General features: G+C 39.9%; 27 protein-coding genes and 1 pseudogene. 21 read left to right on the forward strand and 7 right to left on the reverse strand.

Annotated elements, in window-relative coordinates; genetic code table 11:
- From ACEQ1T_RS21110 to ACEQ1T_RS21120, 3 genes and pseudogenes are all read left to right on the forward strand, one after another.
- Nucleotides 1–235, forward strand: a pseudogene (locus ACEQ1T_RS21110) (homoserine dehydrogenase); the annotation flags it as partial.
- Between the two features lie 21 nt (nucleotides 236–256).
- Nucleotides 257–1699: an aldehyde dehydrogenase family protein gene (locus ACEQ1T_RS21115; protein ID WP_206844777.1), complete on the forward strand. Its 1443-nt coding sequence runs from the start codon at nucleotides 257–259 to the stop codon at nucleotides 1697–1699.
- Between the two features lie 267 nt (nucleotides 1700–1966).
- Entirely contained in the window at nucleotides 1967–3511 is a 1545-nt protein-coding gene (locus ACEQ1T_RS21120) for a BCCT family transporter (protein WP_370224614.1), read from the forward strand.
- A 188-nt stretch (nucleotides 3512–3699) separates the two neighbouring features.
- Here the strand turns inward: ACEQ1T_RS21120 and ACEQ1T_RS21125 are convergent, their stop codons facing one another.
- Nucleotides 3700–5574 carry a prenyltransferase/squalene oxidase repeat-containing protein gene (locus ACEQ1T_RS21125; RefSeq protein ID WP_370224615.1) on the reverse strand — a complete coding sequence of 625 codons (1875 nt, stop codon included), beginning with the start codon at nucleotides 5572–5574 and terminating at the stop codon, nucleotides 3700–3702.
- A gap of 80 nt (nucleotides 5575–5654) precedes the next feature.
- On the opposite strand from ACEQ1T_RS21125, the gene ACEQ1T_RS21130 reads away from it, so the two are divergent.
- The 5 genes from ACEQ1T_RS21130 (at nucleotide 5655) to ACEQ1T_RS21150 (ending at nucleotide 9224) form a co-directional block, all read left to right on the forward strand.
- Nucleotides 5655–6782 (forward strand): DUF2515 family protein, encoded by a 1128-nt coding sequence (locus tag ACEQ1T_RS21130; RefSeq protein ID WP_370224616.1) that lies wholly within the window; start codon nucleotides 5655–5657, stop codon nucleotides 6780–6782.
- Complete coding sequence (locus ACEQ1T_RS21135; protein WP_370224617.1) at nucleotides 6715–7161, forward strand: CBO0543 family protein; 447 nt, start codon at nucleotides 6715–6717, stop codon at nucleotides 7159–7161. Before ACEQ1T_RS21130 ends, ACEQ1T_RS21135 begins: the two co-directional genes overlap by 68 nt.
- Before the next feature lie 531 nt (nucleotides 7162–7692).
- Nucleotides 7693–7845: a hypothetical protein gene (locus ACEQ1T_RS21140; RefSeq protein WP_206844786.1), complete on the forward strand. Its 153-nt coding sequence runs from the start codon at nucleotides 7693–7695 to the stop codon at nucleotides 7843–7845.
- A gap of 252 nt (nucleotides 7846–8097) precedes the next feature.
- Nucleotides 8098–8853, forward strand: a complete 756-nt coding sequence (locus tag ACEQ1T_RS21145) for a DUF2087 domain-containing protein (protein WP_370224618.1) — start codon at nucleotides 8098–8100, stop codon at nucleotides 8851–8853.
- Between the two features lie 17 nt (nucleotides 8854–8870).
- A complete protein-coding gene (locus ACEQ1T_RS21150) occupies nucleotides 8871–9224 on the forward strand; it encodes a GIY-YIG nuclease family protein (protein ID WP_370224619.1) in 354 nt (117 codons plus the stop codon).
- Between the two features lie 27 nt (nucleotides 9225–9251).
- Here ACEQ1T_RS21150 and ACEQ1T_RS21155 read toward each other — a convergent pair whose 3' ends face one another.
- Nucleotides 9252–10514 (reverse strand): dicarboxylate/amino acid:cation symporter, encoded by a 1263-nt coding sequence (locus ACEQ1T_RS21155; protein WP_370224621.1) that lies wholly within the window; start codon nucleotides 10512–10514, stop codon nucleotides 9252–9254.
- Between the two features lie 464 nt (nucleotides 10515–10978).
- On the opposite strand from ACEQ1T_RS21155, the gene ACEQ1T_RS21160 reads away from it, so the two are divergent.
- Both ACEQ1T_RS21160 and ACEQ1T_RS21165 read left to right on the forward strand, forming a co-directional pair.
- A complete protein-coding gene (locus tag ACEQ1T_RS21160) occupies nucleotides 10979–11869 on the forward strand; it encodes a Virginiamycin B lyase (protein ID WP_370224622.1) in 891 nt (296 codons plus the stop codon).
- Nucleotides 11870–12009: 140 nt separating this feature from the next.
- A complete protein-coding gene (locus ACEQ1T_RS21165) occupies nucleotides 12010–12198 on the forward strand; it encodes a hypothetical protein (protein ID WP_206844793.1) in 189 nt (62 codons plus the stop codon).
- Between the two features lie 161 nt (nucleotides 12199–12359).
- Here the strand turns inward: ACEQ1T_RS21165 and ACEQ1T_RS21170 are convergent, their stop codons facing one another.
- Complete coding sequence (locus tag ACEQ1T_RS21170; RefSeq protein WP_370224623.1) at nucleotides 12360–12854, reverse strand: Rrf2 family transcriptional regulator; 495 nt, start codon at nucleotides 12852–12854, stop codon at nucleotides 12360–12362.
- Nucleotides 12855–13076: 222 nt separating this feature from the next.
- Here ACEQ1T_RS21170 and ACEQ1T_RS21175 point away from each other — a divergent pair, with 222 nt between their 5' ends.
- On the forward strand, nucleotides 13077–13520 hold the full coding sequence (locus tag ACEQ1T_RS21175; RefSeq protein ID WP_206844797.1) for a carboxymuconolactone decarboxylase family protein: 444 nt from the start codon (nucleotides 13077–13079) through the stop codon (nucleotides 13518–13520).
- 226 nt (nucleotides 13521–13746) lie between these two features.
- Nucleotides 13747–14175, forward strand: a complete 429-nt coding sequence (locus ACEQ1T_RS21180) for an organic hydroperoxide resistance protein (RefSeq protein ID WP_370224625.1) — start codon at nucleotides 13747–13749, stop codon at nucleotides 14173–14175.
- Nucleotides 14176–14244: 69 nt separating this feature from the next.
- On the opposite strand, the gene ACEQ1T_RS21185 is transcribed toward ACEQ1T_RS21180, so the two are convergent.
- From ACEQ1T_RS21185 to ACEQ1T_RS21195, 3 genes are read right to left on the reverse strand one after another with little or no spacing between them, the layout of a single operon-like run.
- Nucleotides 14245–15354, reverse strand: coding sequence for a GerAB/ArcD/ProY family transporter (locus ACEQ1T_RS21185; protein WP_370224627.1), 1110 nt, complete (start codon nucleotides 15352–15354; stop codon nucleotides 14245–14247).
- On the reverse strand, nucleotides 15354–16433 hold the full coding sequence (locus ACEQ1T_RS21190) for a Ger(x)C family spore germination protein (protein ID WP_370224628.1): 1080 nt from the start codon (nucleotides 16431–16433) through the stop codon (nucleotides 15354–15356). The genes ACEQ1T_RS21185 and ACEQ1T_RS21190 overlap by 1 nt, the downstream gene beginning before the upstream one ends.
- Nucleotides 16423–17937 (reverse strand): spore germination protein, encoded by a 1515-nt coding sequence (locus tag ACEQ1T_RS21195; RefSeq protein ID WP_370224629.1) that lies wholly within the window; start codon nucleotides 17935–17937, stop codon nucleotides 16423–16425. The genes ACEQ1T_RS21190 and ACEQ1T_RS21195 overlap by 11 nt, the downstream gene beginning before the upstream one ends.
- A gap of 196 nt (nucleotides 17938–18133) precedes the next feature.
- Between ACEQ1T_RS21195 and vanR the strand changes: the two genes are divergently transcribed.
- The 8 genes from vanR to ACEQ1T_RS21235 all read left to right on the forward strand — a co-directional run bounded on the left by vanR (nucleotide 18134) and on the right by ACEQ1T_RS21235 (nucleotide 25651).
- The gene (gene vanR, locus ACEQ1T_RS21200) at nucleotides 18134–18832 is read left to right on the forward strand and encodes a vancomycin resistance response regulator transcription factor, VanR-F/VanR-M family (protein ID WP_370224630.1); all 699 of its coding nucleotides are present in this window, start codon (nucleotides 18134–18136) and stop codon (nucleotides 18830–18832) included.
- Nucleotides 18825–19937 (forward strand): sensor histidine kinase, encoded by a 1113-nt coding sequence (locus ACEQ1T_RS21205; protein ID WP_370224632.1) that lies wholly within the window; start codon nucleotides 18825–18827, stop codon nucleotides 19935–19937. The genes vanR and ACEQ1T_RS21205 overlap by 8 nt, the downstream gene beginning before the upstream one ends.
- Nucleotides 19938–20040: 103 nt before the next feature.
- Nucleotides 20041–20907 carry a VanY-A/VanY-F/VanY-M family D-Ala-D-Ala carboxypeptidase gene (vanY, locus tag ACEQ1T_RS21210; RefSeq protein ID WP_370224633.1) on the forward strand — a complete coding sequence of 289 codons (867 nt, stop codon included), beginning with the start codon at nucleotides 20041–20043 and terminating at the stop codon, nucleotides 20905–20907.
- A gap of 136 nt (nucleotides 20908–21043) precedes the next feature.
- The gene (locus ACEQ1T_RS21215; RefSeq protein ID WP_370224634.1) at nucleotides 21044–21607 is read left to right on the forward strand and encodes a TetR/AcrR family transcriptional regulator; all 564 of its coding nucleotides are present in this window, start codon (nucleotides 21044–21046) and stop codon (nucleotides 21605–21607) included.
- 102 nt (nucleotides 21608–21709) lie between these two features.
- Nucleotides 21710–22597 carry a D-alanyl-D-alanine carboxypeptidase family protein gene (locus ACEQ1T_RS21220; protein WP_370224647.1) on the forward strand — a complete coding sequence of 296 codons (888 nt, stop codon included), beginning with the start codon at nucleotides 21710–21712 and terminating at the stop codon, nucleotides 22595–22597.
- 88 nt (nucleotides 22598–22685) lie between these two features.
- Nucleotides 22686–23855 (forward strand): MFS transporter, encoded by a 1170-nt coding sequence (locus ACEQ1T_RS21225; protein WP_206844903.1) that lies wholly within the window; start codon nucleotides 22686–22688, stop codon nucleotides 23853–23855.
- Nucleotides 23856–24086: 231 nt separating this feature from the next.
- Nucleotides 24087–24551, forward strand: a complete 465-nt coding sequence (locus ACEQ1T_RS21230) for a hypothetical protein (protein WP_370224635.1) — start codon at nucleotides 24087–24089, stop codon at nucleotides 24549–24551.
- A gap of 137 nt (nucleotides 24552–24688) precedes the next feature.
- Complete coding sequence (locus tag ACEQ1T_RS21235) at nucleotides 24689–25651, forward strand: DUF3231 family protein (RefSeq protein ID WP_370224636.1); 963 nt, start codon at nucleotides 24689–24691, stop codon at nucleotides 25649–25651.
- A 134-nt stretch (nucleotides 25652–25785) separates the two neighbouring features.
- On the opposite strand, the gene ACEQ1T_RS21240 is transcribed toward ACEQ1T_RS21235, so the two are convergent.
- A complete protein-coding gene (locus tag ACEQ1T_RS21240) occupies nucleotides 25786–26625 on the reverse strand; it encodes an isocitrate lyase/phosphoenolpyruvate mutase family protein (RefSeq protein WP_370224638.1) in 840 nt (279 codons plus the stop codon).
- A 139-nt stretch (nucleotides 26626–26764) separates the two neighbouring features.
- Between ACEQ1T_RS21240 and ACEQ1T_RS21245 the strand changes: the two genes are divergently transcribed.
- Complete coding sequence (locus tag ACEQ1T_RS21245) at nucleotides 26765–26890, forward strand: hypothetical protein (protein ID WP_370224639.1); 126 nt, start codon at nucleotides 26765–26767, stop codon at nucleotides 26888–26890.
- The last annotated feature ends 65 nt before the right edge of the window (nucleotides 26891–26955 follow it).

The following is a 26955-nucleotide window of genomic DNA, read 5'->3' on the forward strand; positions in this document are numbered from 1 at the left end:
TGCAAAAGCCAAAAAAGAAAACGGAAAGGTGATTGCCTCGATCGCTCCTGAGAAGCTGGATGATACAGATCCTTTAGCTTCCATTGGAGGAGCTGTCAATGCCATTACGTATCAATGCGATTTATTGGGCACAGTCACTTTAAGCGGAGCAGGAGCTGGGAAAATAGAAACCGGATTCTCCCTCCTGATTGACTTAATCTCCATTCATCGACAAAGGCAGCTTGTTTCAATCTAAAACGGAAAGGCGGTAATAAGCATGACCACTCAATTAACCGGACAAAATATGTTTCTCGCAGGCGAATGGACGACAGGCGAAAGATTAATTGAAGTTCGTGATCCGCAGGATAACAGCATCATTGATACTGTACCGGCAGCTTCGAAGGAAGATATGCTGAATTGTATTGAAGAAGCGAAAAAGGGAGCGAAGATTGCCGCTTCCCTGCCTGTTCATCAGCGAATGGCGATTATTAATCGGGCTGCAGACTACATTGAAGCCAGAAAAGAAAAATACGCCAGAACGATTGCAAGGGAAGGAAGCAAAACCATTCGGGAAGCTTCAAAGGAAGTGGAAAGAGCCATTCAGACCTTCCGGATCAGTGCAGAAGAAGCAAGAAGAATTCATGGAGAAACCATTCCGTTTGACCAAATGCCCGGGAGTGAAAACCGCCTGGGATACTACCGCCGTTTCCCGATTGGTATTATAGGAGCCATTACACCTTTTAACGATCCATTAAATCTGGTAGCGCATAAAGTGGGTCCTGCCATTGCTTCCGGGAATGCCATTATCGTAAAGCCCGCTACTGTGACACCACTCAGCGCCCTTTTAATCGCTGAAGCCTTTGAAAAGGCCGGATTGCCGCCTAAAGTGTTATCGGTCATCACTGGTTATGGAAGCGAAATTGGGGATGTTCTTGTTACCCATCCTGCTGTGCGAATGATTACTTTTACTGGAGGCCTGGACGCCGGGGAACAAATTACCCGGAAAGCGGGATTGAAAAAGATAAGTATGGAGCTGGGGTCCAATTCTCCTGTCATTGTGCTGGAGGATGCTGATTTAGAAGAGGCTGTTGAATCAACGGTTTCCGGGGCATTTTGGGCAGCAGGGCAAAATTGCCTCGGTGTCCAAAGAGTGTACATCCAGAATTCCGTTTATGAGGCATTTCAACAGGCATTCGTTGCCAGGACAAATCAATACTGCGTAGGGGATAAGCAATCAGAACTGACGGATATGGGGCCGCTTATTACGGAAAAAGAGGCTGTCCGGGTTGAAAACATGGTTAATGAAGCGAAACAAAAAGGAGCAGCCGTATTAACAGGCGGGAAAAGGAATGGGTCTTTTTACTCTCCTACTGTTCTCGAAAATGTTCCGGAAGATTGCACCATTGCGAAAGAAGAAATTTTTGGTCCGGTTGTACTTTTGTACCAAGTATCTTGTCTTGATGAAGCAATCAGTAAATCGAATGACATAAATTATGGCTTGCAGGCCGGAATATTTACCAGGGATATCGAAAAAGCACATAAGGCCATTGCCAAAATGGATGTAGGCGGAATAATGATCAATGACAGCAGTGACTACCGCATTGATGCGATGCCATTTGGCGGTGTGAAAAATTCAGGGTTAGGCAGGGAAGGAATCAAATTCTCCATTCAGGAGATGACAGAACCGAAAGTAGTCTGCTTTAAATTATCGAACTATTAGAAATTTTTAATTTAATACTGCCAGACAGCCATCAAGCTGCCTGAATATCGTATGAGGAAGAACAATCCGGCTGCTCCGGAGGGTCTTCCTTTCCTTTTAGATAGCTGAAGTCATAATTTATGTCATTCAACAACATTCATATACCTATGAAATGCAGACAGGCTTTATATTAAAAAAACCTATCAAACTTCCAGCAGGCACACAGGTGCTAAATCAATGCTTTGATAGAGCCATATAAAAGAAAGATTTAATAAGGAGGATTTTATTTTGAAGAAAAACCGGGACCGCGCTTCATATAACAATCCAGTCTTTAAAATCTCAGCCATAATCGTTGGACTTTTTACCATTTGGGGAGCCTTTTCACCTGATAGTCTTGCTAAAAATGCCTCTATTGTTTTTAACTTTACAAGTAAATCATTTGGATGGCTTTATTTACTCAGTGTAGCTCTTTTTGTTTTCTTCTGTTTATACCTTGCTTTTAGTAAATATGGAAACATAAAACTCGGCCGGGATGGAGAAAAAGCCGAATATTCCTTATTTGCCTGGATCAGTATGCTGTTCAGCGCAGGTTTCGGGGTAGGAATTGTCTTCTGGGGTGTAGCAGAGCCGCTGTCTCACTTTTCTTCTCCACCGCTTCCTGGAGTAGAGCCGCAATCAGCAGAAGCCGCACGGGTAGCCATGCGATATTCCTTTTTTAACTGGGGCATTCATCAATGGTCAGTCTTTGCCATTGTCGGACTGGCTCTTGCTTATTATCAATACCGTCATAAAAGGAGGGTTCTTGTAGGCGAAGTATTAAGCGCAAATCACCCCGAAAAAAGAAAAAGGCTGAAGTCAGCAGTTAATATACTGGCTGTCATTGCAACGGTAACGGGAATTGCCACCTCGATGGGAATGGGTGTCCTGCAAATTAATGGCGGCTTGAACTATGTCTTCTCAGTTCCAAACAACCCTTGGGTGCAAATCGGCATTGTTGGCATCATGCTTGCCCTTTATCTTGTTTCAGCTACAACCGGTATTGATAAAGGGATTAAGATTTTGAGTAATACCAACATGATCCTGGTCCTTGCTTTAATGGTGTTCTTCCTGTTCAGGGGCCCCACCGTATTCATATTTGAAAGCTTCGTCCTTGCCATCGGCGACTATATCCAGCATTTTATGGAAATGAGCTTCTATTTGACCCCATACACAGGTGAAACGTGGGTTCAGGATTGGACAGTTTTTTATTGGGCATGGGTGATTGCCTGGTCTCCTTTCGTCGGTTCCTTTGTTGCCCGGATTTCAAAGGGGAGAACGATCAGGGAATTTGTAATAGGTGTAATGGTTGTCCCTCCAGCTATTGGGTTTGTATGGATGGCCATTTTCGGAGGAACGGGATTATACATGGATTTATTCCAGGGTACCGCCATATCCGAAGCTGTTTCGCAAGATGTGACAACTGCCATTTTCGTTCTGTTAAAGGAGTTTCCATTATACACATTGTTATCAGTGATCATGCTGGTCCTAATCGTCATATTCCTTGTAACTTCGGCGGATTCAGCGGTTTTCGTTCTGGGCATGATGACATCAGATGGGGATTTGAATCCATCCAACATGGTAAAAGTGATCTGGGGAGTATTAATGGCCGGGATTACTGCCGTGTTAATTGCCAGCAGCGGATTAAAAGGGCTGCAAACTGCTTCCTTGGTCTCAGCTCTTCCTTTTACGATCATATTGGGCATTATTAGCATATCGCTCTATAAATCATTGTCCAGGGAGAGAAAAGAAGTAAAAGGACAAGCCAAATCGGTTCCCCTGCAGAAAGCCCAGTAATAACTGGTGGAAAAATTCAATTTCTAAAGAGTGTCCTATAACATGCCCTTCAAGCGGTGAACAAATGATTACCCCATTAACCAAAAAACGCTATTCTTTCTGTAATACCATGGAAAGGATAGTGTTTTTTATTTGTAGGAAGGTTTTAAATGAAGTTATTCAGATTTCACAGGAATTGCAACCTCTTATCATTGACCAAACTTCCTATGATAATTCGCCAAAGCCATAAGGGGGAAAATGTACCGATAGCTATGATAATGGATGTAAAAGCTTCCTGCCATAGCCTGCCCTTTTGGATAGGCTGTCGTCCAATCCTTTTTATTGATTGAATGGGTCAGGTAATGAATTCCTTTTTGAATTGCTTCTGTCGGGTGGTCCTCGGCTGCAATTAAGGCATCCAGTGCCCATGCCGTGTCTGTTAAGGTACTCGCATTCAAAGGAACATATGATTTTTCGCTGTCGCTCAAACAGGATTCCCCCCAGCCGCCATCCTGGTTTTGAATTTCCTTCAGCCAATCAGAGGCCTTTCGGATAGAAGGATGGTCTTTTGAAAGCCCTGCCGCGCAAAGCCCGGTTACGGCTGCCCACGTGCCATAAATATAGCAAATGCCCCATCTGCCATACCAGGAGCCATCTTGTTCCTGATGGTCCAACAGCCAGTTAACCGCTTTTTTATATAAGGGGTCATCAGCTGGCAGATTTGTATAGTTCCCCAAAAACTCCAGCGTCCTCCCGGTCAGGTCGGCAGAGGTTGGGTCTCCAAACATATATTCACCCTTTTCAATTGGCAGGAAGCCGAGCCATGGATTCTCGGTGTTCCTCTCAAAAGATGGCCAGCCGCCATCCTCATTCTGCATAGATAATAGCCACTGAATGCCCCGATCCCAGGCTTCCTGATTGACTGAATCACCCTCCACACTTCTGGCGATCGCTCTTAACGAAGCAGTGGTATCGTCTATATCGGGATTGCGGGTGTTTACGTCGGAAAAGCCCCATCCGCCCGGCAAAGCAATCGGATTATGAATGACCCAATCCCCAAACTGATCATGCTGCCGCTTCAGCAGATAGGTGTTTGCTCTCTTTACAGCAGGATCTTTTGGCGAAAGGCCGGCTAATTGGAGAGCGGTATTTATAAGCGAAGTATTCCAGACGCTGGCGTTAGCATATTGCATATGGGGAAGACCGTCGATATCAGTCCTGAGCGATTTTAGTCCTGCGACCGCCTTCTTTATAATTGGATGATCCTTGGCATAGCCAAGAGACAGGAGCGCAAAAATCATTAAAAAGGTTGAGCTGAAATAACTATAGAATGTTCCATCCGGTTCAATCCGCTCGAGCATATATTTTTTGGCCCGGTCCATAGCCAATGAGTGAAACTGTTCAGACAGTCCTAAAAGATCTTCAACTCCTTCTTTGATGAATGATAATAATGACCGGTATTCTGGCTGGATTTCCCATGAAACTGCTCCTGACCTTGTTAATAGCAGATTTGAAAGGTCAGGGCTGCTTTTCGTTTTGATGCTGAACTTTGTTTCTGCCAGAATCAAAATCGGAGCTAAATTCACACGCCCGTACACGGAAAATTGATAAAAGTTTAAAGGAAAGGATAATGGGAGCAGCATAATCTCAACGGGAACCGGAAAGGATTCTGGCCATGGATATTGTCCCGTAGTGGAAAGCATAATTTTTGTAAAAACATTTACGCTTTCCATTCCGCCATGCTCCCGTATAAATTTCCTGGCAGCTTTCATCCTGGGATCTTCCTTCTGAACATAGCCGGAATAAAGAAGCCCGTAATAAGCCTCCAGAGTGGAGGTGGCATTTCCATCCTTTTCATCCTCGAAAATCTTCCAGGCGCCATTTTCCTCTTGCTTGCCTATGATCCTCGCTGCCAGCCCCTGTATTAATTTTTCATCATGTATCTCCAGTGTCCTTAATAAAATGATCATATAAGCATCTGTTGAAATGCCGGTTTCAAATGGATAATTCCAGGAACCATCAGGAGACTGGCCTTTTCTTAATAGGGTGATGAGATCGTTAATGCCGGAAATCGTATCAGTCATTTCATGCACATTCCTCTCAAGTAAATTGGATCCTTTAGATACATATTCATATGGCTGAAAGAGAATTCATGGAGGAGGGGATGCTCATCTTTTTTCAAAAGAAACAAGGGAAGTCCCCGATGGGCTGGTTAAAGGAAGAATTAAAGAAAAGGACAGGAACTCAAAAATCGATCCATCTTTCAGATGAGGAGAAGGGGATCCTCGGCTATATTAAACGGGAGACAATGGGCTGGAATCTAAATAATGTCACCAGGACAAAAGCCTATCTTGATTTCTACCGGCAGCATCCGGAAATCCACTGGGCGTTTTTAGGACATATGGTTTCCCGTAATGGCGGCTGGAATATGACCGATTTAAAAGGGGAGATTCTGTCCCGATTAATGCCGGAGAGTGAAAAACATTCCTTCTTTTCCTTTCTGGAAAGAGGGAATTGGCTCATTTTTCAGGATGCCTATCCGCAATTTTTGATTTACCGGGAGAGCCTGAAAAGAAATAAGCCATTATTTTTCCTGTTTCCGTTCCTTAATATTTCCGTCTTCATGGAAACGGTCTGGAGCTGTTTTTGGAGGAAGCCCGACCCTTTCCTTATCACCATTGCCCTTGTCATAAATGAACAAAGCTACTTAGAAAAAAGGGTGATTCAAAATCCGCTATATAAACAAGAGGTTTTTCAAAAGCTTGAATTTAAGCTGCAGGAGCTGCTGTCCTTGAATCACATCCTTTTTCCTTATGAAAAGAATGGCATTACCCATATGAAGGGCCAGACATTGAATCATTTTGAATCGCTTCATGAACGGATCCTATTAGGAAAAAAGCTGTATGATGTCCTGTTTAAGGACAAAGAAGAGCTTGCCCTAACAGAACAATGGGCTTATGCTCACCCCCATACCGGTTCAAGGAAGGATTATTGGCCGCATATTTTCAATGATATCCATGAAGGACTGCCAGGCGAGCAATATCAGTTTCAATTAAAATCATGCCAGCTGCGGCCGGGGGGAAGAAGGATTTATAGCCCAGGCCTTGAAACGGCCTGGAAAAATGTGATCCAGCCTGAAGCCGAATCAGGGGATTGGTTTAGAGATTCTCACGTATTAGAGTATTTTCTGGAGTTAGACGATATGATCAATGGGGAGATCCAGCATGCATACTGTAAAACACTTGAAAGGCTCGAGCTCGCAGTCCTTGCCAAAAAAGCCGTCTGGAATTAGAAGCTATATGCCTGCCATGCTATTGGCATCGTTATTAGGCACATACTTAGATCTTTATTTTATCGGGAAGGGAATGTACTACTTCCCGATCCGGCCATTCGCAGCCATCTTTTCAATCAATATTCTGTTCACCCTGGCAGTCCTTCCGAGCTTCATGATTCCTTTATTAAAAATCATGAAAAACCTGAATGGCTGGCTAAAAGGGATGGTTGTTTTGTCCATCAGTTTAGCAATGGCAGCCCTGGAAAGAATGGCAGAGGATATAGGACTGTTTGTCCATGCAGAAAACTGGCATCATTTTTATACCTTTGTGGGATACAGTTTATTTATTGGATTGATCTCTGCTTTTCACGGTTGGATGAATGGCAAGAAACAATGATCAAAAAGCCTATGTGGAAATAGGCTTTTTTCTGTTTCGTTAATCAATTAATCCGTTCTTATTGTCATCGGAAAAAATAGACAACTATTTGTCAGTTAGAATACAAAAATGAGATTTATTAAAGGAAGTTAACACTCTATTTACAAATCGGTGAAGAACCAATTGTTCGACATATTTTTAAAAATCACTTGATATAATGACATTATTTTAAGAAGGAGGGAGATGAAAACGGCTAAGCACGTTCAGGTTTAATACGATTTGACAATCCTTAGCAGCGAGAATACACCCGTCTAAAAAGAAAATCAAGTCAAAATCATTGGGGGAGGAATCATGACGGAGGTTTTACTTTATGTCGGTACATATATTTCCCTTACTTTTGCGTTAGGCTGGCTGATTACGGTTGCTTTTAATCTGTTTTTAAAATGAACACAATCCTCTCACTCCCATAAAACTTCATTCCCATAAACTATAGAGGGTTCTGCGGATTGTGCTCAATCTTCAAGCATCTTTATAACCAGGGAGGTATAAGATTTGTGGATTCTAACACTTTTTTTACATGACAAAGTCAAAATGTTTGAGTATGACAATAAGGATGAAGCCAGAACGGAGTTTGAGAAAGCAAATGGATGTAAGATTCTTTCTGAGATCATACATTACAGGGACTTTGAAAAAAGAGGAAGTTAAAATCCCTGGAGCAAATGAGCAGATTCGTAAAATTCCAGACCTTCTTAACCGGAGGTCTTTTTTTATTTGTCTGAGTTTGTTATCACTGTATGCACAAACCTTTTTTTAAATCGTTTGAAAATAAACAAACATATTAAAGGTATGTTTGTTTTGTGTTTGACTAAATTCAAACTTTATTTTATTATGTTTAATATAAAGCAAACAAAGTGATAATTTGTTTATTTTTTAAAGGATTAGGATGTGTTTTGGCTAATGGAATTATCAAATCTATTCTGGGACGCTTCTCTTGAGGAGCTAAAGCAGGGCTATATCGTAGAAAAGGATTCATTTACATGCCTCTTATGCGGGGAAAAGATTGAAAAAGGCATTGTTTATCCATATAAAGATCGGTTTTACGAAGCAGAACGGTATATGCGCATCCATATCGAAACTGCGCATAGCTCGGTGTTTGATTATTTGCTGTCCATGGATAAGAAGCTTACAGGGCTTACCGATCATCAAAAAGGCCTTCTCCAGCTTTTTTATCAGGGAAAGAGCGATAAGGACATTCAGAAAGAACTGGACATGGGGAGTACCTCGACCATTCGCCATCACCGTTTTGCTTTAAAGGAAAAGGAACGGCAGGCGAAGACCTTCCTGGCAATCATGGAATTGCTGAAGGAAAAGGATGAGTATGCACCAGCGTTCCTGCCTGTTCATAAAACAGCGACAATGGTGGATGACCGCTACAACATTACAGAAGAAGAACAGGATAAGATTCTCAAAAAATACTTCCCTGAAGGCACTGATAAACCTCTCGTCAAGTTTCCGCCAAAGGAGAAGCAAAGGCTGATCGTGCTGAGGGAGATTGCCAGCCAGCTTCAGCCTGAGCACACATATGGAGAGAAAGAGTTAAATCAGGCATTGAAGGACTTTTATGAGGATTATGCTCTGATCAGGAGATATTTAATTGACTATGGCTTTTTAGACCGAAAGCTGGATGGCAGCGAGTATTGGCTTAAAAATTAGAATAACGGGGGATTACCATGGAACGCAAAAGAGAATTAAAACAGCAGTTTAAAGAAACGCCTATTGAAGCAGGGGTTTATCAAATAAAGAATAACGTGAACAATAAAATCTTCATTGGCAGCACAAATAATTTAAAAAGCTTAAATGGAGTAAGGTTTTCACTCGAAACAAACGGCTACATGCCAAATCGGGAGCTGCAGGACGAGTGGAATCAGTACGGGAAAGAGGCATTTGAAATAAACATTGTGGAGAAGCTGAAAAAGAAAAATGATCCGTATTTCAACGAGAAGGAAGCTCTGGAAAAGCTGGAGGAAAAGTGGCTGGAAGAGCTGGAGCCTTATGGAGATAAGGGATATAACAAGAAAAAATGACGTGTGGATATTCCACACGTCATTTCTTTAGGCCTGTTTCGCCAGTAAGGATTCCTTCAGCCAATTCTTGCCTTCAACAATCCGGCTGACCATCATGGCCGAAACCGTGTTGCCGGCTGAATTCAAAAGGGTTGCCGGTGCATCAATGATTGTTGAGATAACCGCGATAATCGGCAGCACTTCAGGCGGGAAGCCAAACACGCTTAGAATCAGCATCTCCCCAATCATCCCGCCACCTGGAATTGCCCCCATAACAGCTCCAACCAGGAAGGAAACAGACAGTATGGTCAGAATGCTTGTCATGCTCGACATGTCTTTTCCAAACAAGCTGAACAGGAAAACAATCTTAAACACTCCGCCAAGAACAGAGCCATCTTTATGCGTGTTCGCCCCAAGAGGGATCATCGTCTCGGCAATATCCTGCGGAACACCCATTTTTCTGACAGCCGCAAGGTTAATTGGAATACATGCTGCACTCGAGCATGTGGCAATCGCACTGACAGAAGGTGTGATGGCATTTTTCCAGAACACCCTGACGCCATCCTTACCGCCAGCCGCAAAGGCATACAGCGTAAAGAAACCAAAGAAGTAAATAAGCGTTAAGACAAGATAAAGGACAAACACACGTGCATATCCGCCAAGAATCTGCGGGCCAAGTTCACCTATGATGGTCGCAAAATAACAGCCAAGGCCAATTGGCGCATAGTACATCACAAATCCAACAATCTTCATCATGACAGCGGAACCAGAAGAAAGAAGATTCGCAATCGGCTTGCCTTTTTCCCCTGACATCGCAGTTGCCAGTCCGAATAAAATCGAGAACACAATCAGCTGAAGCATGTTATTTTTCGAGAACAGCATCTGGAAATCAGGCACTGTGAACGCCTGGACCAGCTGCCCCAGGAAAGTGACTTCTTCTGCCTCAGGATCGATGGCCGACTCCGTCATAATGCTTTTAATGGCAGAGATATCCGTGTTTTTCAGCGGATCCACAATGGAAATCCCTATGAAGCCCAGGATAGCGGAAATAACAGCCGTAATGAAAAAGACGGTGAAAATTCCGGCCATGATTTTCCCAAGCCTTTTCATTCCGCCCATATTCGCAAGGCTCGAAGCGATGCTAAAAAAGACGAGCGGCACAATGATCATAAACAATAAATTTAAGAATAAATCCCCAAACGGCTTCACAACCGCTGTCTTCGGGCCAAAAACCACTCCGGCTATTCCGCCGATCAGGATGGAGAGAAGCAGGAAGATGGTTAATTTGTAATTTGAAAGAACCTTTTTCATGATGTCTCAACCTTTCTATATAGTACGAAACCTATTATATAATTAAATTGTGCTTCAAAAGAAGGCAGCTGGGATATTTCCTAATATTCTGTCCTATTCGACTTTCTATGGCAAAGAAATTCCATTATTGACCAAGCATCAATTGACTTCAGTCTTTAAATATCTTACAGTTAATACATCCAATAGTCGAAAGGGTGAAGAAAAGCACATGATTCTATAATCCTGGCTTTAGAGAAAATCGATATTATAGCCTCAGGTTCAGTTCTGAAATGTGATGGAATGGGCTTATTTATCGATTGTTTTCTGAGATAGGATTAATGTGGTGTGCTTTTTGACTTAAAAAAAGGCAGAATTAATCGAAAAGCCTATTTAAGTCTATTTATGTGCTGCATGCCTCCTGTCTCGGAAAGTCGAGATAGGAGGCTTTTTGTTTGGGTGAAATTTTGGTGTTCGGAGGGAACAGTATGGAATTTAAATTACAGGAAATAAATCTTGCCAGTAAAGATACAGGCCCATATGGAATCGCTGTTTCAGACAAGGGAGAGGTCTGGTTTACGCAGCATAAAGCCAATAAAATAAGCTGCATCGGATTGGATGGGGAAATGACCGAGTACCCGCTGCCGACAGCGAACGCAAAAGTCATGTGTGTAATGGTGTCATCAAAAGGTGAAGTCTGGTTTACCGAGAATGCAGCCAACAGCATTGGGAGAATGACGAAGGAAGGTACTATTCAAGAATATCCCTTGCCCAATCCTGATTCAGCACCCTATGGGATTACTGAAGGGCGGAATGGAGATATCTGGTTTACCGAAATGAATGGAAACCGTATTGGACGGATTAAGGATGATGGTTCTATCCACGAATACAATCTTCCTGTTCAAGGTTCGTATCCAGCATTTATAACGCTGGGATCTGATGATGCCCTATGGTTCACAGAAAACCAAAATAATGCCATCGGAAGAATTACGGAAAATGGAGAAGTGACAGAATTTAAAGTTCCTACACCTGCTTCTGGGCCGGTTGGAATTACGAAAGGAAACGATGGTGCACTTTGGTTTGTGGAGATTATCGGCAATAAAATAGGCCGTATCAGCCCTTCTGGAGATATCACAGAATTTGAAATTCCAACTGCGAACGCCCGCCCGCATGCCATCACAGCAGGGGCAGGCAATGATTTATGGTTCACAGAGTGGGGAGCAAATAAGATTGGAAGAATTACAGACAACGGGATGATTGAGGAGTATCCGATTGAAACTCCAAATGCTGAACCGCATGGGATTTCAAGCAGCGATGGGAAGACCATCTGGTTTGCATTGGAGTGTGACAGGATTGGGAAAATCACTAGAATCGATTAATTGAGGGTGTGAATTGGTTGTAATTAGCGCATTGTGATTCAAAAAAGCAAAAACAAGATAATTTTCCAAAAAGAAGTAAACATAGTATAAAATATAGAAAACAAAGACATATATTAATCATTAAGAAAGGAATCATAACGATGACAAAATTATATTATAGTGGGTTAAAATATGGAGAAAGTGATGTTGAAATAAAATTATTGGTGGATATACAAAATGATTGGTTTGAGATAACACATACAAAAGAAGTGTCCCAGGTAATGAATAAATCAAAAGGTGAATATATCATAGTAAAGCGGAACACCTTGAAATTTGAGGTTGTTTCATAATACGAACAAAAACTGAAATTAAATGTAAAAAACGCAAGCCCATTATTTGGCTTGCGTTTTTGTATGCTAATTTATTGTGATATTAGTTGTGAATTCATTTGAGAACTAGCGTTTTGTACCTCACAAGCATCAAAATCAAGGAATTTCAGGAGAGGTTGGTATTATAGGCTGTTCTTGGAAAAATATTTCCGGGTATTTTCACGTACTTGATTTGGCAAGACACGATCAAGCTCTTCATTAAGCCACGAAAGTGTTTTATTGCGCAAAAAATCACGCATTTTTTCTTCGGCTGAGAGCATAACTAAATTGATGGTGCAAGAGGAGGGAGCCGAAGAGCAGATATTTTCTCTATACAAGTAACCATTATCTTTAATGTTTTTGCATTGAAAAATCGGCTTGGGACCTTCAACTGCTTCAATTACATCCCAAAAAGATATTTCTTCTGGTGATTTAGCGAGTTTATAACCGCCCTTAACTCCAGGAACTGAACTGACTATACCTTTTTTTGATAATTTACTGAAAATCTTTGAAAGATATGTTTCGGAAATCCCTTGGAAAGTGGAGAGTTCCTTTATGCCAATGGAAGAATCCTCTTCATTATCAATTAAATATACAAGGCAGTGAAGTGCATATTCAACCCCAATACTATATTGCATTACGAACACCTCTTCATAAATGAGATTCATTTATCTTAAGAATTTTTAAGTTCTTTGTCAAACAGGGTCAGTTGGAATCAATTAACATGAAAAGTTGTTTGACATAATAAAGTGTACAATTTATTATAGATAATATCAATCGCTGATTGATGCTATCCACAATTGAAATTTCAAAATGCGGTTCAATTATTTGTTGAATCAGCTTATAAGGAGGAATTGATATTGGAACAACGAATTGATTATTACAATTTAGCACCAGAGGCAATGAAAATAATGATGGAAATGGAGAAGTATACGAAAACGACAGGTTTAGACCGTAAACTTCGTGAACTTATAAAAATCCGGGCTTCACAAATAAATGGCTGTGCCTATTGCATTAACATGCATACAGCTGATGCGAGAAAAATGGGAGAAACGGAACAGCGTTTATATTGCATCAGTGCATGGAGAGAGTGCACATTTTACACCGAAGCAGAAAAAGCAGCTCTTGAATTAACTGAGCACATAACTTTAATCCCGGAGAAACGAGTGCCAGATGAGCTTTATCAGCGAGTACGTGAACATTATGATGAGAAACAATATATTGACCTTGTTTTACTCATCAATCAAATCAACAGCTGGAATAGAATTTCAATTGCAATGGGGAATGTTGCAACTGAAAAATAATATCTTCACCAGTTCCTTGTCTTTAATGCTTGTCTTTTTTAAGGGTAACTTACCTTCTAGTAAGTAAAGGAACAGTGATCCTTCAAGACGAAAGAGAAGGGCAAAGACTAGCGTTGCAGAAAAAGTCATTGCCGGGCTCATAAAGTTCGCCCTTAATGCAAAAGCTACTTGTGGAAATATTGAAGCAAAAAAAAACTAATCCATTATAAAAAGGGGAGTTTTAAGAATGATGAAAATAGAAAAGAAATTATACACGGCTACTGTAAATGTTCAAGGCGGAAGAGATGGGAAAGCGGTATCTGACGATAACAATCTGAATGTAGACTTGAGATATCCAAAGGAATTAGGCGGGGACGGAGCTGGAACCAATCCGGAGCAGCTGTTCGCTGCAGGGTTTGCCGCATGCTTCCAGGGAGCGATGGGCACTGTCCTGAGGAAAAGGAACATTAAAACAGACGGTATAAATATTGCTTCACAAGTTACGCTTGGCAAGGATGCGAACGAAGGATACGTGCTGGCCATTACAATGGATATCACTGTAAAGGGCGTTGAAACAAGCGTGGCAGAAGAAGTCGTTGCGGAAGCTCATAAGGTTTGTCCTTATGCTAAAGCAACTCAAGGTAATATCGAAGTAATCTCCAACGTTGTTGGTTAATCAGCTTCCGGGATCACCCAAAGAGTGCCTATCTTTTAACAAGATAGGCACTCTTTTTTGCATTAGGAATTAGATTTTGTTTAACCTATTTTTCATAAAATGATTCTTAATCCATTTTATAATAAGTAGGAGCGGCAGATACACATATACAAAACCAATTCCCGCATTAGAAGTAAAATTGACAAGATAATCAATGCTCTTAAATTCCTGAAGGTATACAGAAACAATCATCTCTGCAATAAGTAAGAATAGCAAAGTCGTTTTAGGAGGAATTGAGAAAGTTCTTTTTGCGATTCTTGTACATGCCCACAAAGAAATACATATAGGGGATATGATCACTAACAGCCAAATAAAGATGAATACATATTCAAATCTTTCCAGGAAAGAGAATTTAACGATCTTAACCATCATAAGAGTGGGCCAAGGTAAATGCTGTAATACCTCTTGATTAAAGTATAAGAAAGATATTAACGTTATAATTAGGTACACAATGAGAGTATATATATTGCCAAGATACGCCCATTTTGAAATATCTCTGTTATTTGAACTCCTAAGGAAGGGATAATACATCAGGATCCACTCGAAACCAAGAAAAAGCAGGGCATACCCTTTAGAAGATAAAAATAGCTCACTGAGGGAATGACTGAAGGCGGGGAGCAGATAAATATAATTCGTGTGCTTCAATGGAAAATAGATTAAAAAGAACAGAAAAGAAGGCAAAATAACTCCCCAGAAGCTAAAGCCGGTTAGACTGCGGAAGCCGCTTGAGATAATATAATAAAATGTGAGTCCGAAAACGAAACATAGCTGCCATGTTTTTATTGAAGGATACACCCATATTTGGATGACCTCAATATAAGCACGGAGGACTGTCAAAGAAGCCAGCCAGAAATAAACCAATGCCATGACAGACATTATGCTGCCAATCGCTTTTCCAAAGCAATACTGATGAACAGCTACTAAATCATTTGTTCCCCCGCCTAATAGCTTAAAAATAATATAGAGTATGATATGGGTTGCAGCCCAGGTTATAATTAAAGAAATCCAGGCGTCCTGCTCAGCATGTTTAATAACCTGGCTTTGAAAATTTAGGATGCCAACTCCGGTTTGTGAAGAGTGAATGAGAAAAAATGTGAAAAAAGCCGAAACTTGAAATTGTTTTTCTACTTTTACGTTCACTAATTTCCCACCCCAGTTTGCCTAACTGCAATTTTGGTATTTACCTCATATGTCATATTAGGATATATCCGATCGTAAAAACTCTTTTCAGAATAATTTCTGTGATTTGCTTTATACACTCTTCCTATACCTAAAGGATCTACACCATTTGTTTGAAAATCCTTTAGAAGTAATTCAGCATCGTTTGAAATTGATTTCTGTAAGGCGGTTTTAAATAATTTAAGATCCTTTTCATCTTCTAAATTGATCCATTCAGGCAAAGCATCAAGTTCTACATCTAAATTTAGGCTAACTCTAACTTGTTCCCTGAGGTTCTCCTTTATGAATTTCACCTTGTGTTTTCCATAGTTTATTCTGACCCCAATATTTGCTTTATGTCCATGCATGTTGAGGTCAAAACTGTATACTCCCATTTTGTTTTTATCCGTCATTAATTTTAATAAGAAGGTTTCTTTTTCGGAAATCCTAAGTGCTAATTTTTCACCTCTAAAAATCCCCATACCATCGACTTTAATTTGCCCTTTAGAATCAACTGTAAGATTTGGAAAGGACATATCAATTCCACTGCCAAAAAACTGGTCATACATTACATGGGAGTTAGATTCAGGAATTCCTTCATTTTCAATGCTTTTATCAATCAAATTCATTAAGAATAGCGGACTCTCATTAAGTGTTTTATTTAGTATTAAATCTGGAGTTCCATCTGTAATGGCAATTCTTACTATGCCAATTTTTGGATCCTTACAGATGGGGTCTAATATGGAAGCTAAACCATCTCTGCTTAGTTGATCCCCAAATATCATTACCCTTACTTGACCGATTTCAAATGGAAATTGAGATTTATGGCTAAGTTCTTCCTGCAGGCTGGATGGATTTTTAGCAGCAGCTGTGATTAAAGCAGGATTATCACTCTCGGCATAATTTGGATAAACAACACTTGCCTTTAGCATCTCCTCTTCTTTGTCATATCCTACATTATGCATCAGAGAGACTTCATTAATAATATTGTGAGGTACACATCCAGCCAGAATTAGAGTTAGAACAACAATACCCATTTTAACTAATGTGCTATTCATCATTAATATCTTCCTTCTTTTTATTACTCTCTTTTGGTGAATATTTAATTTTATCTTTAGGTCTCAAATAATCCGGCCTTTTGTTTAATTTGGTATAAGGGGGCCTTATGATACTATCCGCTAGACTATTGATGCGAAACGGGTGCAAAGGAACCATGTAAGGAGTATCAAATGATTTTAATTTAAACAAATGACAAAGCAGCACAACAAAGCCTACCATGATACCCAGCCCGCCCAGGAATGATGACATGATGATAAAGGGAAATCTTAATAATCTAATGGTGTTGGACATAACGATAGTTGGTGTTGTGAATGAAGCTAAGGCTGATAAAGCGACAATGATTAATAAAATATTACTTGTCAGTGCTGCCATTACAGCTGCCTGTCCAATGACAATACCGCCAACAATGCCCAATGTCTGTCCTACTTTAGTAGGCAATCGGGCTCCTGCCTCTCTTAATAATTCAATGGTCAATTCTAAAAAAAGAACTTCCAGCAGCGGCGGAAATGGAACGTTAGCTCTGGACTCTATTAGCGGACCCAGTAAATCGGCGGGAACCACCTCATAATGAAATGTCACAACCGCAACATAAATGGCGGAAGAAAAGATTGAAAAGATGATCGCAAGTATTCGAGTAAAACGGAAGAAAGACCCGATAATCCAGTTATAATAATAATCTTCAGATGAGAGAAAAAAATCGAAAATGGTAGTAGGTCCGGATACTGCGTATGGTGAACCATCACTAAAGATAACGACCTGGCCGGAAGTGAGTGAATAAGAAATTCGATCCAGCCTCTCAGAAGAAAAGTAAAGCGGAAAAGGAGTATAAGAATTTTCCTTAATTAGCTGGATTAACGCAGATGTATCCCAAATAATATCAAAATCGATCTCAGAGAGCCTTTTCTTTACAAATTTTATATGCTGTTCATTTGTAATGCCATCTAAATAAACAATCATTACTCTTGTTTTTGACAGTGTGCCCAGCACAATCTCTTCAGTCGTTAATAAAGGAGATTTTACCTTAGTTCGAAGTAAAAGAATATTCGTATCAAGGCTCTCAACAAACCCTAATTTTGGACCGATAACATTAAATTCATTCTCAGTTTCGTTAGACTCTCTTATCCCTTTAGATAAATTGCTTACATTCACTAATAGACAATCTTCAGAGGTATTCTCAAATTTAATTAGGACATATCCCTGGTGAATTTTCTCTTCGATTTCTTTTGCTTCCTTTGTTCTGATAACCTCTTCAAGCGGCAGGCTGTTTTTAAATTGATTCATATCAAAAGCCTGGTCAGTCTTTTTTTCGCACTCATTAATATATGGAAGAAATACATGCTCCATCGTCTTGTGATCGATCAGTGAAGTGAAGTATAAAATGACTATCTGGACTCCGGAAAGACTTTTTTGAATTTCTTTAAAATCAGATGATTTTTTGGCTCTATTCACTATTTCGGCAGGTGTTTGATTTTCTGCAGGATTCAGATTGGTGTTTTCCATTTTCATAAACAAATGTACTCCTAACATGTGTTACTACTTATTATTATTACTATCAAAAATTGTATGCACTTTAACATTTTTATTATGGCTGTATGTTTATTTGCACAATGTGGCCATATCTTTGAAAAAGAAACGGAAATAATAGAAAATGAAAAGGACTTGATATATAACTGTTTGATCATTTTTATTTAGGAGTGGGAAGATGAGAAGAGATATTTCGATCTTAATTGCGGATGATGAGGAGGACATTGCTGATCTGATTGCCATCCATTTAGAAAAAGAAGGGTATCATGTTATTAAAGTTTCAGATGGACAAGAGGCTGTCCGTGTTGTCGGGACTCAACCGATTGATTTGCTGATTTTGGATATTATGATGCCGAAAATGGATGGATATGAAGTAACCCGCCGCATTCGCGAGCAGCATAACATGCCCATCATCTTTTTGAGTGCTAAAACCTCTGATTTTGATAAAGTACAGGGACTGGTCATTGGAGCAGATGATTATATGACAAAACCATTCACTCCGATCGAATTGGTTGCCCGTGTAAATGCTCAGCTCCGGCGTTTTATACAGCTGAATCAGCCGAAAGCAGATCATAAAACCTGGCTGGAATATGGCGGGTTAGTGATTACTCCTGATCAGCGCACAGTGACCCTATATGGTGAAAGCATTGAGCTTACGCCGAAAGAGTTTGATATTTTGTATTTACTCGCGAGTCATCCAAAGAAGGTGTACAGTGTGGAAAATATTTTTCAGCAGGTGTGGGGAGAAGCCTACTTTGAAAGCGGCAATACAGTCATGGTACATATTCGCACGCTGCGGAAAAAACTTGAAGAAGGCAGGCAGAACCACAAATGGATAAAAACCGTGTGGGGAGTCGGGTATTCCTTCAATGGGTAAAATGGTGCGCAGCTTTCGTTCAAAAATGGTGCTTTTATTTGGTTTGAGTATGATTTTTTCTGGACTTATAACGTTTATAGTCTTTAAATCACTCCAATTCTATTATCATGCGAATGCCCAGTTTGGTGACCGGCTGGAATATTATCGGAAAATTATGAAACAATTTGGCGACATTAACGTCTTTTTACTGCTGTTTATCCCGCTTTCGTTCATGTTCTTTTATTTACTCACGAAGCGATATTCCAGCTATTTTAACGAGATTTCAACCGGAATCCATCATCTCTCCCGGGGAGACTTTTCACATCAAGTTCAGATAGAGTCAAATGATGAATTTCGGGATATTGCCCATGATATTAATCTGGCAAGTGAAAAATTGAAACAAGCTGTAGAAAGAGGAGATTTTTCGGAAAGCAGCAAGGATCAATTGGTCGTAAATCTGGCTCATGATTTGCGGACCCCGCTTACCTCTGTTTTAGGATATTTGGATTTGATCCTTAAGGATGAGAGCTTGACTGAAGAACAAGTCCGGCATTTTTTGACCATTGCCTTTACGAAATCTCAGCGTTTAGAAAGGCTGATTGATGAATTATTCGAAATAACCAGAATGAATTATGGCATGCTTCCAGTTGAAAGAAAGAGACTAAATTTAACGGACCTGCTTAATCAATTAAAGGAAGAACTGTATCCTGCATTCAAAAAGAATCATTTGGCTGCCCGTATGGATAGCACACCCCATTTGCCCATTTTGGGTGATGGTGAATTGATAGCACGTGTGTTTGAAAATCTACTAACGAATGCCATCCGTTATGGAAATGAAGGCCAGTATGTCGATATTAACGGCAAGATTGATGGGGATGAAGCGGTCGTTCAGGTTGTGAATTATGGAGACAGCGTTCCTCCGGAGGAACTCCCGCATCTCTTTGATATGTTCTATACCGGAGACAAATCACGAACGCATCAGGAAGACAGCACCGGTCTTGGCCTGTTCATAGCGAAGAATATTGTGGAGCAGCATAATGGAACCATTACGGTTGAGAGCAATGTCATCAGGACCATTTTTGAAGTTCGTCTGCCAAAGGAAAGTGAACGAATGACTGAAGATTAGCTGTTAGTACAGGTTTTAAGAAAAATTTAAAATTTACCCTACTCTTTTTTTAAATAGTTTTTCCTATTCTTTAAGCAAGGAAGAATAAGGAGGAAGCTGAAAAATGAAGAAGTGGGGTTTTTTACTATTAGTTTGCCTGGGGTTAACATTCGTAAATGTGGACTCTTTCTTTGAACCAAAAGTAAAAATTCAAAATGATGATCAATATGAAAGTGACATAGAGGATAGAAGGACCTCTGAACATAGCCAAAAAGAGATAACAGAGGAACAAATCTATCAGGGAAATTTGCTTTTGGTTAATAATAAATATCCGGTTCACCCGGAGAGTATTAAATCAGATGTCATCAATCTATCTGAGCAAAGTGAACATACAAGGGGATATGGCTTGTTAAACAGCGAAATATATCTGTCTGAGGACGTTGCACGTGAATTTTCAGAGATGATAGCTGCAGCAGAAATGGAAGGAGTTCGAAATTTCTCTATAACCAGCGGCTTTCGAGGCTTAGAAGAACAAAGTGTGCTTTATCAGGAGATGGGTTCTGATTATGCCTTGCCGGCTGGCTATAGCGAGCATAATTTGGGTTTATCGCTTGATGTAGGATCTACTCAAATGAAAATGGCCGATGCACCTGAAGGAAAGTGGATCGAAGAAAATGCCTGGAAACACGGGTTCATCCTGCGCTATCCAAAGGACAAGACAGACGTAACAGGAATTCAATATGAACCCTGGCATATCCGCTATGTTGGCCTGCCGCATAGTGCGATTATGAAGGAAAAAAATTTTGCTTTAGAGGAATATTTAGATTATCTAAAAGAAGAAAAACAAATCTCTGTGCATATGAATGGGGAAACATACACAATTACTTATTACCCGATACCTCAAACCAGGACGATTAACGTACCGGACGATAGCTATTATGAGATTTCAGGCAACAATATGGATGGGGTATTTGTGACCGTCTTCGAATGATAATGGAAAAATGAGGGACACCCGGCCAGTGTTAATGGAAGTATATTAAACCTATCAAAGTAATTACGTTTTACGGGGTTCTTGACTTCGGATCCCTCATCTTGACACTTACCTATTAGTAAGTTATTATCGGGATATGGAAAACAGAAAAAAACAAATTGTAGACTTAGCCATTAAATTGATACAGCAAAAAGGGTATGTAGCCTTCAGCTATGATGACATTTCTAAACAGCTTGGAGTGACCAAAGCAAGTATTCACTATCACTTTGAGAAGAAGGAGGATTTAGGAGTCGCAGTTACAGAACGTATTTTATTGAAACTGCAGGAATCTTTAATGTTAATTAAAAATTCGCCGGCTTCTGCTGAAGAGAAAATGAAGCGGCTCATTCAGCAGCAAGCTCAAAGATTCGAGTGTACTGAAATCTGTCCTATTTCTTCGCTGCAGACGGATTATGAATCTTTGCCATCTGCTGTACAAGAAAAGATTGAGGAAGTCAGCAGACTGGAACTCAATGTAATGAAAGAATTAGTAGCGGAGGCACAAACGGCAAATATCATAAATAGCTCTGAAGATGTCCATCAAGTAGCGGTAACGATATTATCAAGTGTTAAAGGAGCTTTATTATACAGACGGGTTCTGGGTGATGATGTATTAGCCGAAGTACTAACTCAGTTAAATCGATTCTTAAAAAAACCGTAGAAACGGTTTTTTTAAAGAGAAACACTTACCTTCTAGTAAGTAAATAATATACTTCGTTTTTTAGGTTCGTTTAATCGTTGATAGAGGGGGTGACAGTAATTGATAAAGATACTATTTTTTGCGGGAACACTATGCTTCCTTCTCTCTGGCTGCAGCCAGCTCGATCCATATATGGATAAAGTTAAGCCGCTAAAGGACAAAATCCCTTTTCTGAATGAGGAGAAAAGTTTGGAGGGCCATTCGGAGAAAGAAGCTGCTCCTCACGGAAATGAAGATGGTAAAGAAGATGCTTCACATAACGAAGGCACCGAAAGCAAAAACGAAATGTCTGCCGAAATGGACCCCCTTTCATTGGAAGCTTCCTATTTCAATGAAGTAAAAGTGGTCAATGGCCGTAATGTCATTCAGAATCCCGAGAATGTACTGGTCCTTGTGAATAAACAATTCAGCCTGCCAGATGGCTATGAACCGGAGCAATTGGTGATTCCTGAGGTTGCCTTTTCATTTGGAAAATTAGATTTGGAAAAAAGCTTTATACGCCAGGATGCTGCCAAAGCTCTGGAAAATCTTTTTGCAGGAGCATTAAATGAAGAAGTAGAGTTGTTTGCGGTTTCTGGCTATCGCTCTTATGCGCGGCAATCTCATGTTTTTGAAGCAGAGGTTAAAAGAGTTGGGAAAGAAAAAGCTGTCCAGGCTGTTGCGATTCCAGGAAGCAGTGAACATCAGACAGGTCTATCGATGGATATCTCAAGCAGAAATGCCAATTTGGAACTATCAGAGAAATTTGGAGAAACAAACGAAGGAAAGTGGCTGGCTGAAAATGCACACCGCTACGGCTTTATTCTCCGATATCCCAAAGGAAAGGAAACCATCACTGGATACCAATATGAACCCTGGCATTTCCGCTATGTAGGTACTGAGGCTGCCAAAGTAATTTATGAAAAGAAATGCACATTGGAAGAATACTTCAATATCGTTAAGAAAATATAAGGTATAAGCTTTTACTGGATTTTAAAAAAATACAACTTACCTTCTAGTAAGTAATTTATTGAAAGTGGGGATTTCAGCAGTGAAAAGAATGCTATTGGTATCTCTTTTGATGTCATGCGGGGCTACCTTTATTACCCCGTTATTCCCTTTATATAGTGAGGCTTACCGGCTGAACAGTCTGCAAATCACGATCTTGTTTGCCATATATGCTGCATTCCTATTGCCTGTTTTGTTCATTGCGGGAGAAAAAGGCAGCACGTGGGGATTAAAAAGGGTTGTTCGCTTCAGTATATGGATATCCATCGCATCTACCTTATTCTTCATGGCTGGCAATCATTCCTGGATGCTATATGTTGCCAGATCATTGGAAGGAATCGCATACGGAGCTTTTACAGGTACAGCTGCTGCTTTTCTAATGAAGCAAACTCTTCCCAGCCAAATAGGTGCAGCTCTCAAATTATCAGGTGTTACTATTCTCATTGGTTTCGGGTTGGGACCGGCTATCGCGGGTTTGATCCTGCAATATATACATTTCCAGCCACTCCATTTGCCATTTTGGATTTTGCTCGTCTTGCTTATCATCTCACTAATTGTGCTGGAATCTATTCCTAAAGATGCTGTTTCCAGTGAACAAAAACGTGAAAAAACAAAGATATCGCTTGGAGTGCCAGACAATATTCGTTCTCCATTTATCTCAATGGCCGGATTGCCTATCTTCACAGTTTTTACAATTCAAGGAATCGCGTTTGCTCTTATTCCTAATTTCGTAAAGAATGTCATTCATACGTCCAACCTTGCTGTTTCAGGATTAATCATTTTCGTGCTTCTCAGTGGAGCAGCTTTGGCTCAGTTCATTCCTTGGCCAAGTCACCCCATTACACGTATGAGATTCGGCATCCTGCTTCTTGCGATAGGGTCATGGGTTATTGTTTCTTCTGGTTTAACATCAAGTTTGCCGCTGCTCTGGGCAGGCATTTTCATCCAGTCTATCGGGGGCGGATGGACTTTTCAAATTGCCTTGCGACTTGCCGGACAGTTACCGGAGCCCAAAGAGCGGGCACGAGTCATTTCTGCATTTTACTTGTGCGCATATTCTGGATTTATTGTTCCAGTAATTGGAGTAGGAGCGCTTACCCAATTTTACAGTTTGAACCATTCGCTGATCGTTCTGAACCTGTTTGCTGCATTTATTGTTATATATGTGCTGCTGTATTCCGTCAGATATAATCGCACATATTCGGACATGATAAAACCCTAAGCTCTTCCAACCTAATCAAGAGTGCATTAAAATCCCAGCTGCCGATTCGGCAGCTTTTTTTCTGCTATTAAAAGGGAGTTTAGTTTGAGAAGAGTGCTTACATAATAATAAGTGTGATGCTGAGTAATATTAATTGATATCTTCAGGAGATGGCAATTAGTTTGCTGCTCTTTAAAAGGGGATTACAGGAAGAGAACACCTATAAGAAACATGGTAAGGGGCTTGAATAGAATGGCGACATCTATAGAAAGGCTATTATGGAGTATTGCACTTCCTGGTTTTGGTCAATTTTTAAATGGAAAACTAATAAAGGGAATGGTTATTGTATTTTTAGAATTCCTTATTAATGTACAAGCGAATTTTAACGGAGTCATTATTTCAAGTTTTCATGGAGAGATTGAAAAGGCAATTGCGGAAACCGATTATTTGTGGCTGATGTTTTATCCTTGTTTGTATTTCTTTGCTATGTGGGATTCTTTTAAAGATGCGGGAGGAGGGAAATACAGTTACTCTTTTCTTCCGTTTGTGTCTTCTGCTTACTTTGTTACGGTGGGGTGTATATATTCCTCTACCTTTAAGCTTTTTGGGGTATTATTAGGGCCAATTTGGCTTCCAATATTGTGTGTAATACCAGGTGTCTCTTTGGGATTACTTTTAATGAAGATAATAAGGAAAAGACACATCGAACCATTTTAAACAAGGCAGCCATTTAATTGTTAAGAGCTTTAACAGTAGGCAATACAAGATAATTAGACCTAATACAATTTAATGAATAATTAGCATTTTCAATTACAAACTAAGATTAGAAAATAAATTGTGGAGGGGCCTTTTAGATGAATTTAAACGAACTAGGCTTTCTATGGTACTTACATTCAAGTTCAAATATGGTCAATATTTTTTTGGGAAACCTGATGGAAACTGCCGAAGATCCTGATTTGAAAGATGTTTTAACAGAAATTAAATCACTCTCATCATTCCAGGAACAAGAGGCTTTGCAGTTCTTAGCTGATGATGGATTAAATGTTACACCGTTTTTTAGTGAAAATGATTTACATAGCCCCTCCGAAAAGATTTTTTCTGATCAATTAATGATAGAAATAATTAAGCATATAACAAGCAATGGATTGGGTGTACTTTCTTTTCAATACACAGACTTAACCGTCCCAATGGTTAAGAATTTCTTTAAAGAGATACTCAATAAGTTAATTCAAATTGACAGTTCTATTTTAAATTTGCTGGAGAACAAAGGGTTGCTGCAACACAGGTCTTTTTCATACAAAAATGCTGAAGACAGAGAAAGCAAGTTATTTAAAGTGGCATCAACCCAGCAGAGGCCGCTTAATGCTGTTGAATTAGCAAGTATGTTAGGTTCATTTCAATGTAATAATGTTGGTTTAGCTCTATGTACTGCTTTTTCGGATGCTGCAAAGGATGAAGATACAAAGAGTTTTTTGCAGGATGGGATCAAATTGTCCTATCATCAAGTTGATGTTTTATCCCAAATATATAGAGAAAACGGAGTCCCGGCAATCACCGGTTTAGAGGCTCATGTTCATAAGGTGAATAAATCCCCATTTTCAGATAAACTAATGGCTAATTTAATCATGTTCTTAAATCCCATCGGAATCGGCAATCTGCAAACTGCTGTGGTTTCCAGTTATAAAAAAAGTCACGTGAAAACACTAAAGGAATTAATTGATCAGGTGGAAGGCTATTCAGAGAAAGGGTTTAAGTTATTGGTAAGGAAAGGCTGGCTTAATGAACCGCCGGTAACCAATAGGTCTATTGATAGTTAATAATTAGAGTCAAACACCCTGAAACATTCCCGAAAAATAATTAAAACGGGAAGGAGAACAAAAAGCCGATTTCATGATTATAGGAAAATCGGCTTCTCAAAATTCATCATTTTGTTGTTGGGTATTAGAAGTATTTATTGTATGAATTCAGTTAACCTCCTATAAGAAAGAACATCGCCATTTGTCATTTGATGAAAAGTCTGGTTGTTTACAATCTCTTCACCGATAGACCGTAAATAGGTTAAGGTCGCTCTAAATGGGCCGGATCCACAGCTAAGCCTTTCGATTCCGATCTCAGATAACTCCGATAAAGAAGGCATCTCAGCGTCAACCAATAAGTTGATCGGACAAGAAATTTCCTCTCTAATCTTCTTAAGAATCTTCCTATCAGTTAAGCCTGGAATGAAAATGCAATCTGCCCCTGCATCCTGATAGGCTTTTGCCCGCTTTACAGCTTCCTGTAAATGAGTTGAAGAATCCCCAATATTTAACCAATATAGATCTGTTCGTGCATTGATAAATAAAGGCATATTTCTGGATTCCGAAAATTCTTTGATCGCTGCTATTTTTTCCACTTGTGATGAAATTTCAAAAATAGGCCTGATAGAATCACCTGTACCGTCCTCCAGATTTATCCCGATAGCTCCAGCAGCAGTTACTGCTTTTACGGTCTCTAAAACCTCTTCAACTGTCCGTCCATAACCTGCCTCAATGTCTGCGCTCACAGGAACATTTACTGATTTTGCGATGTTTTCAATCGTTTCAACCATTTTGCTAAGAGGTATACTTTGCCCATCCAAATACCCCAAAGAAGCAGCAATGCCTGCACTTGTTGTTCCAATTGCTTTAAAGCCGCATTCTTCAAACATTTTTGCACTGATTACATCCCATGCGTTTGGCAGAACAAAGGTGGAGGATTGCTGGTGTAAGCGGTGAAAGGTTTCTGCTTTTAATGATTGTTCTTTGCTATTCATAAAATTAAGCTCCTTTTCTTCATTTGGATTAAGTTTCTTTTTGCTTCATTTCTATTATAAGAGCTAAATAATTCGATTTTCATCGAAATATGGAATTCATATTGTTTTCTCAAATGAAGTTACAGGGGAGGCCCTCTTAATGATGATCGGAGGGTTCGAAATCCAGGATGGAGCCTTTACAGGATCGGGGGTTTATCGAATCCATCGAATTCTTGAGATATTATCTTTCAGAGCTTGCGATGACGAAGAGGAGGGGGCTGCTTAGTAAGAGACCTTCCCATTTGAAGGTTTTTTATCTTTTTACCATAATCATTTTCGCTAATAATGATT

This window comes from Cytobacillus sp. (assembly GCF_964223445.1).
Classification (GTDB): Bacteria; Bacillota; Bacilli; order Bacillales; family Cytobacillaceae; genus Cytobacillus.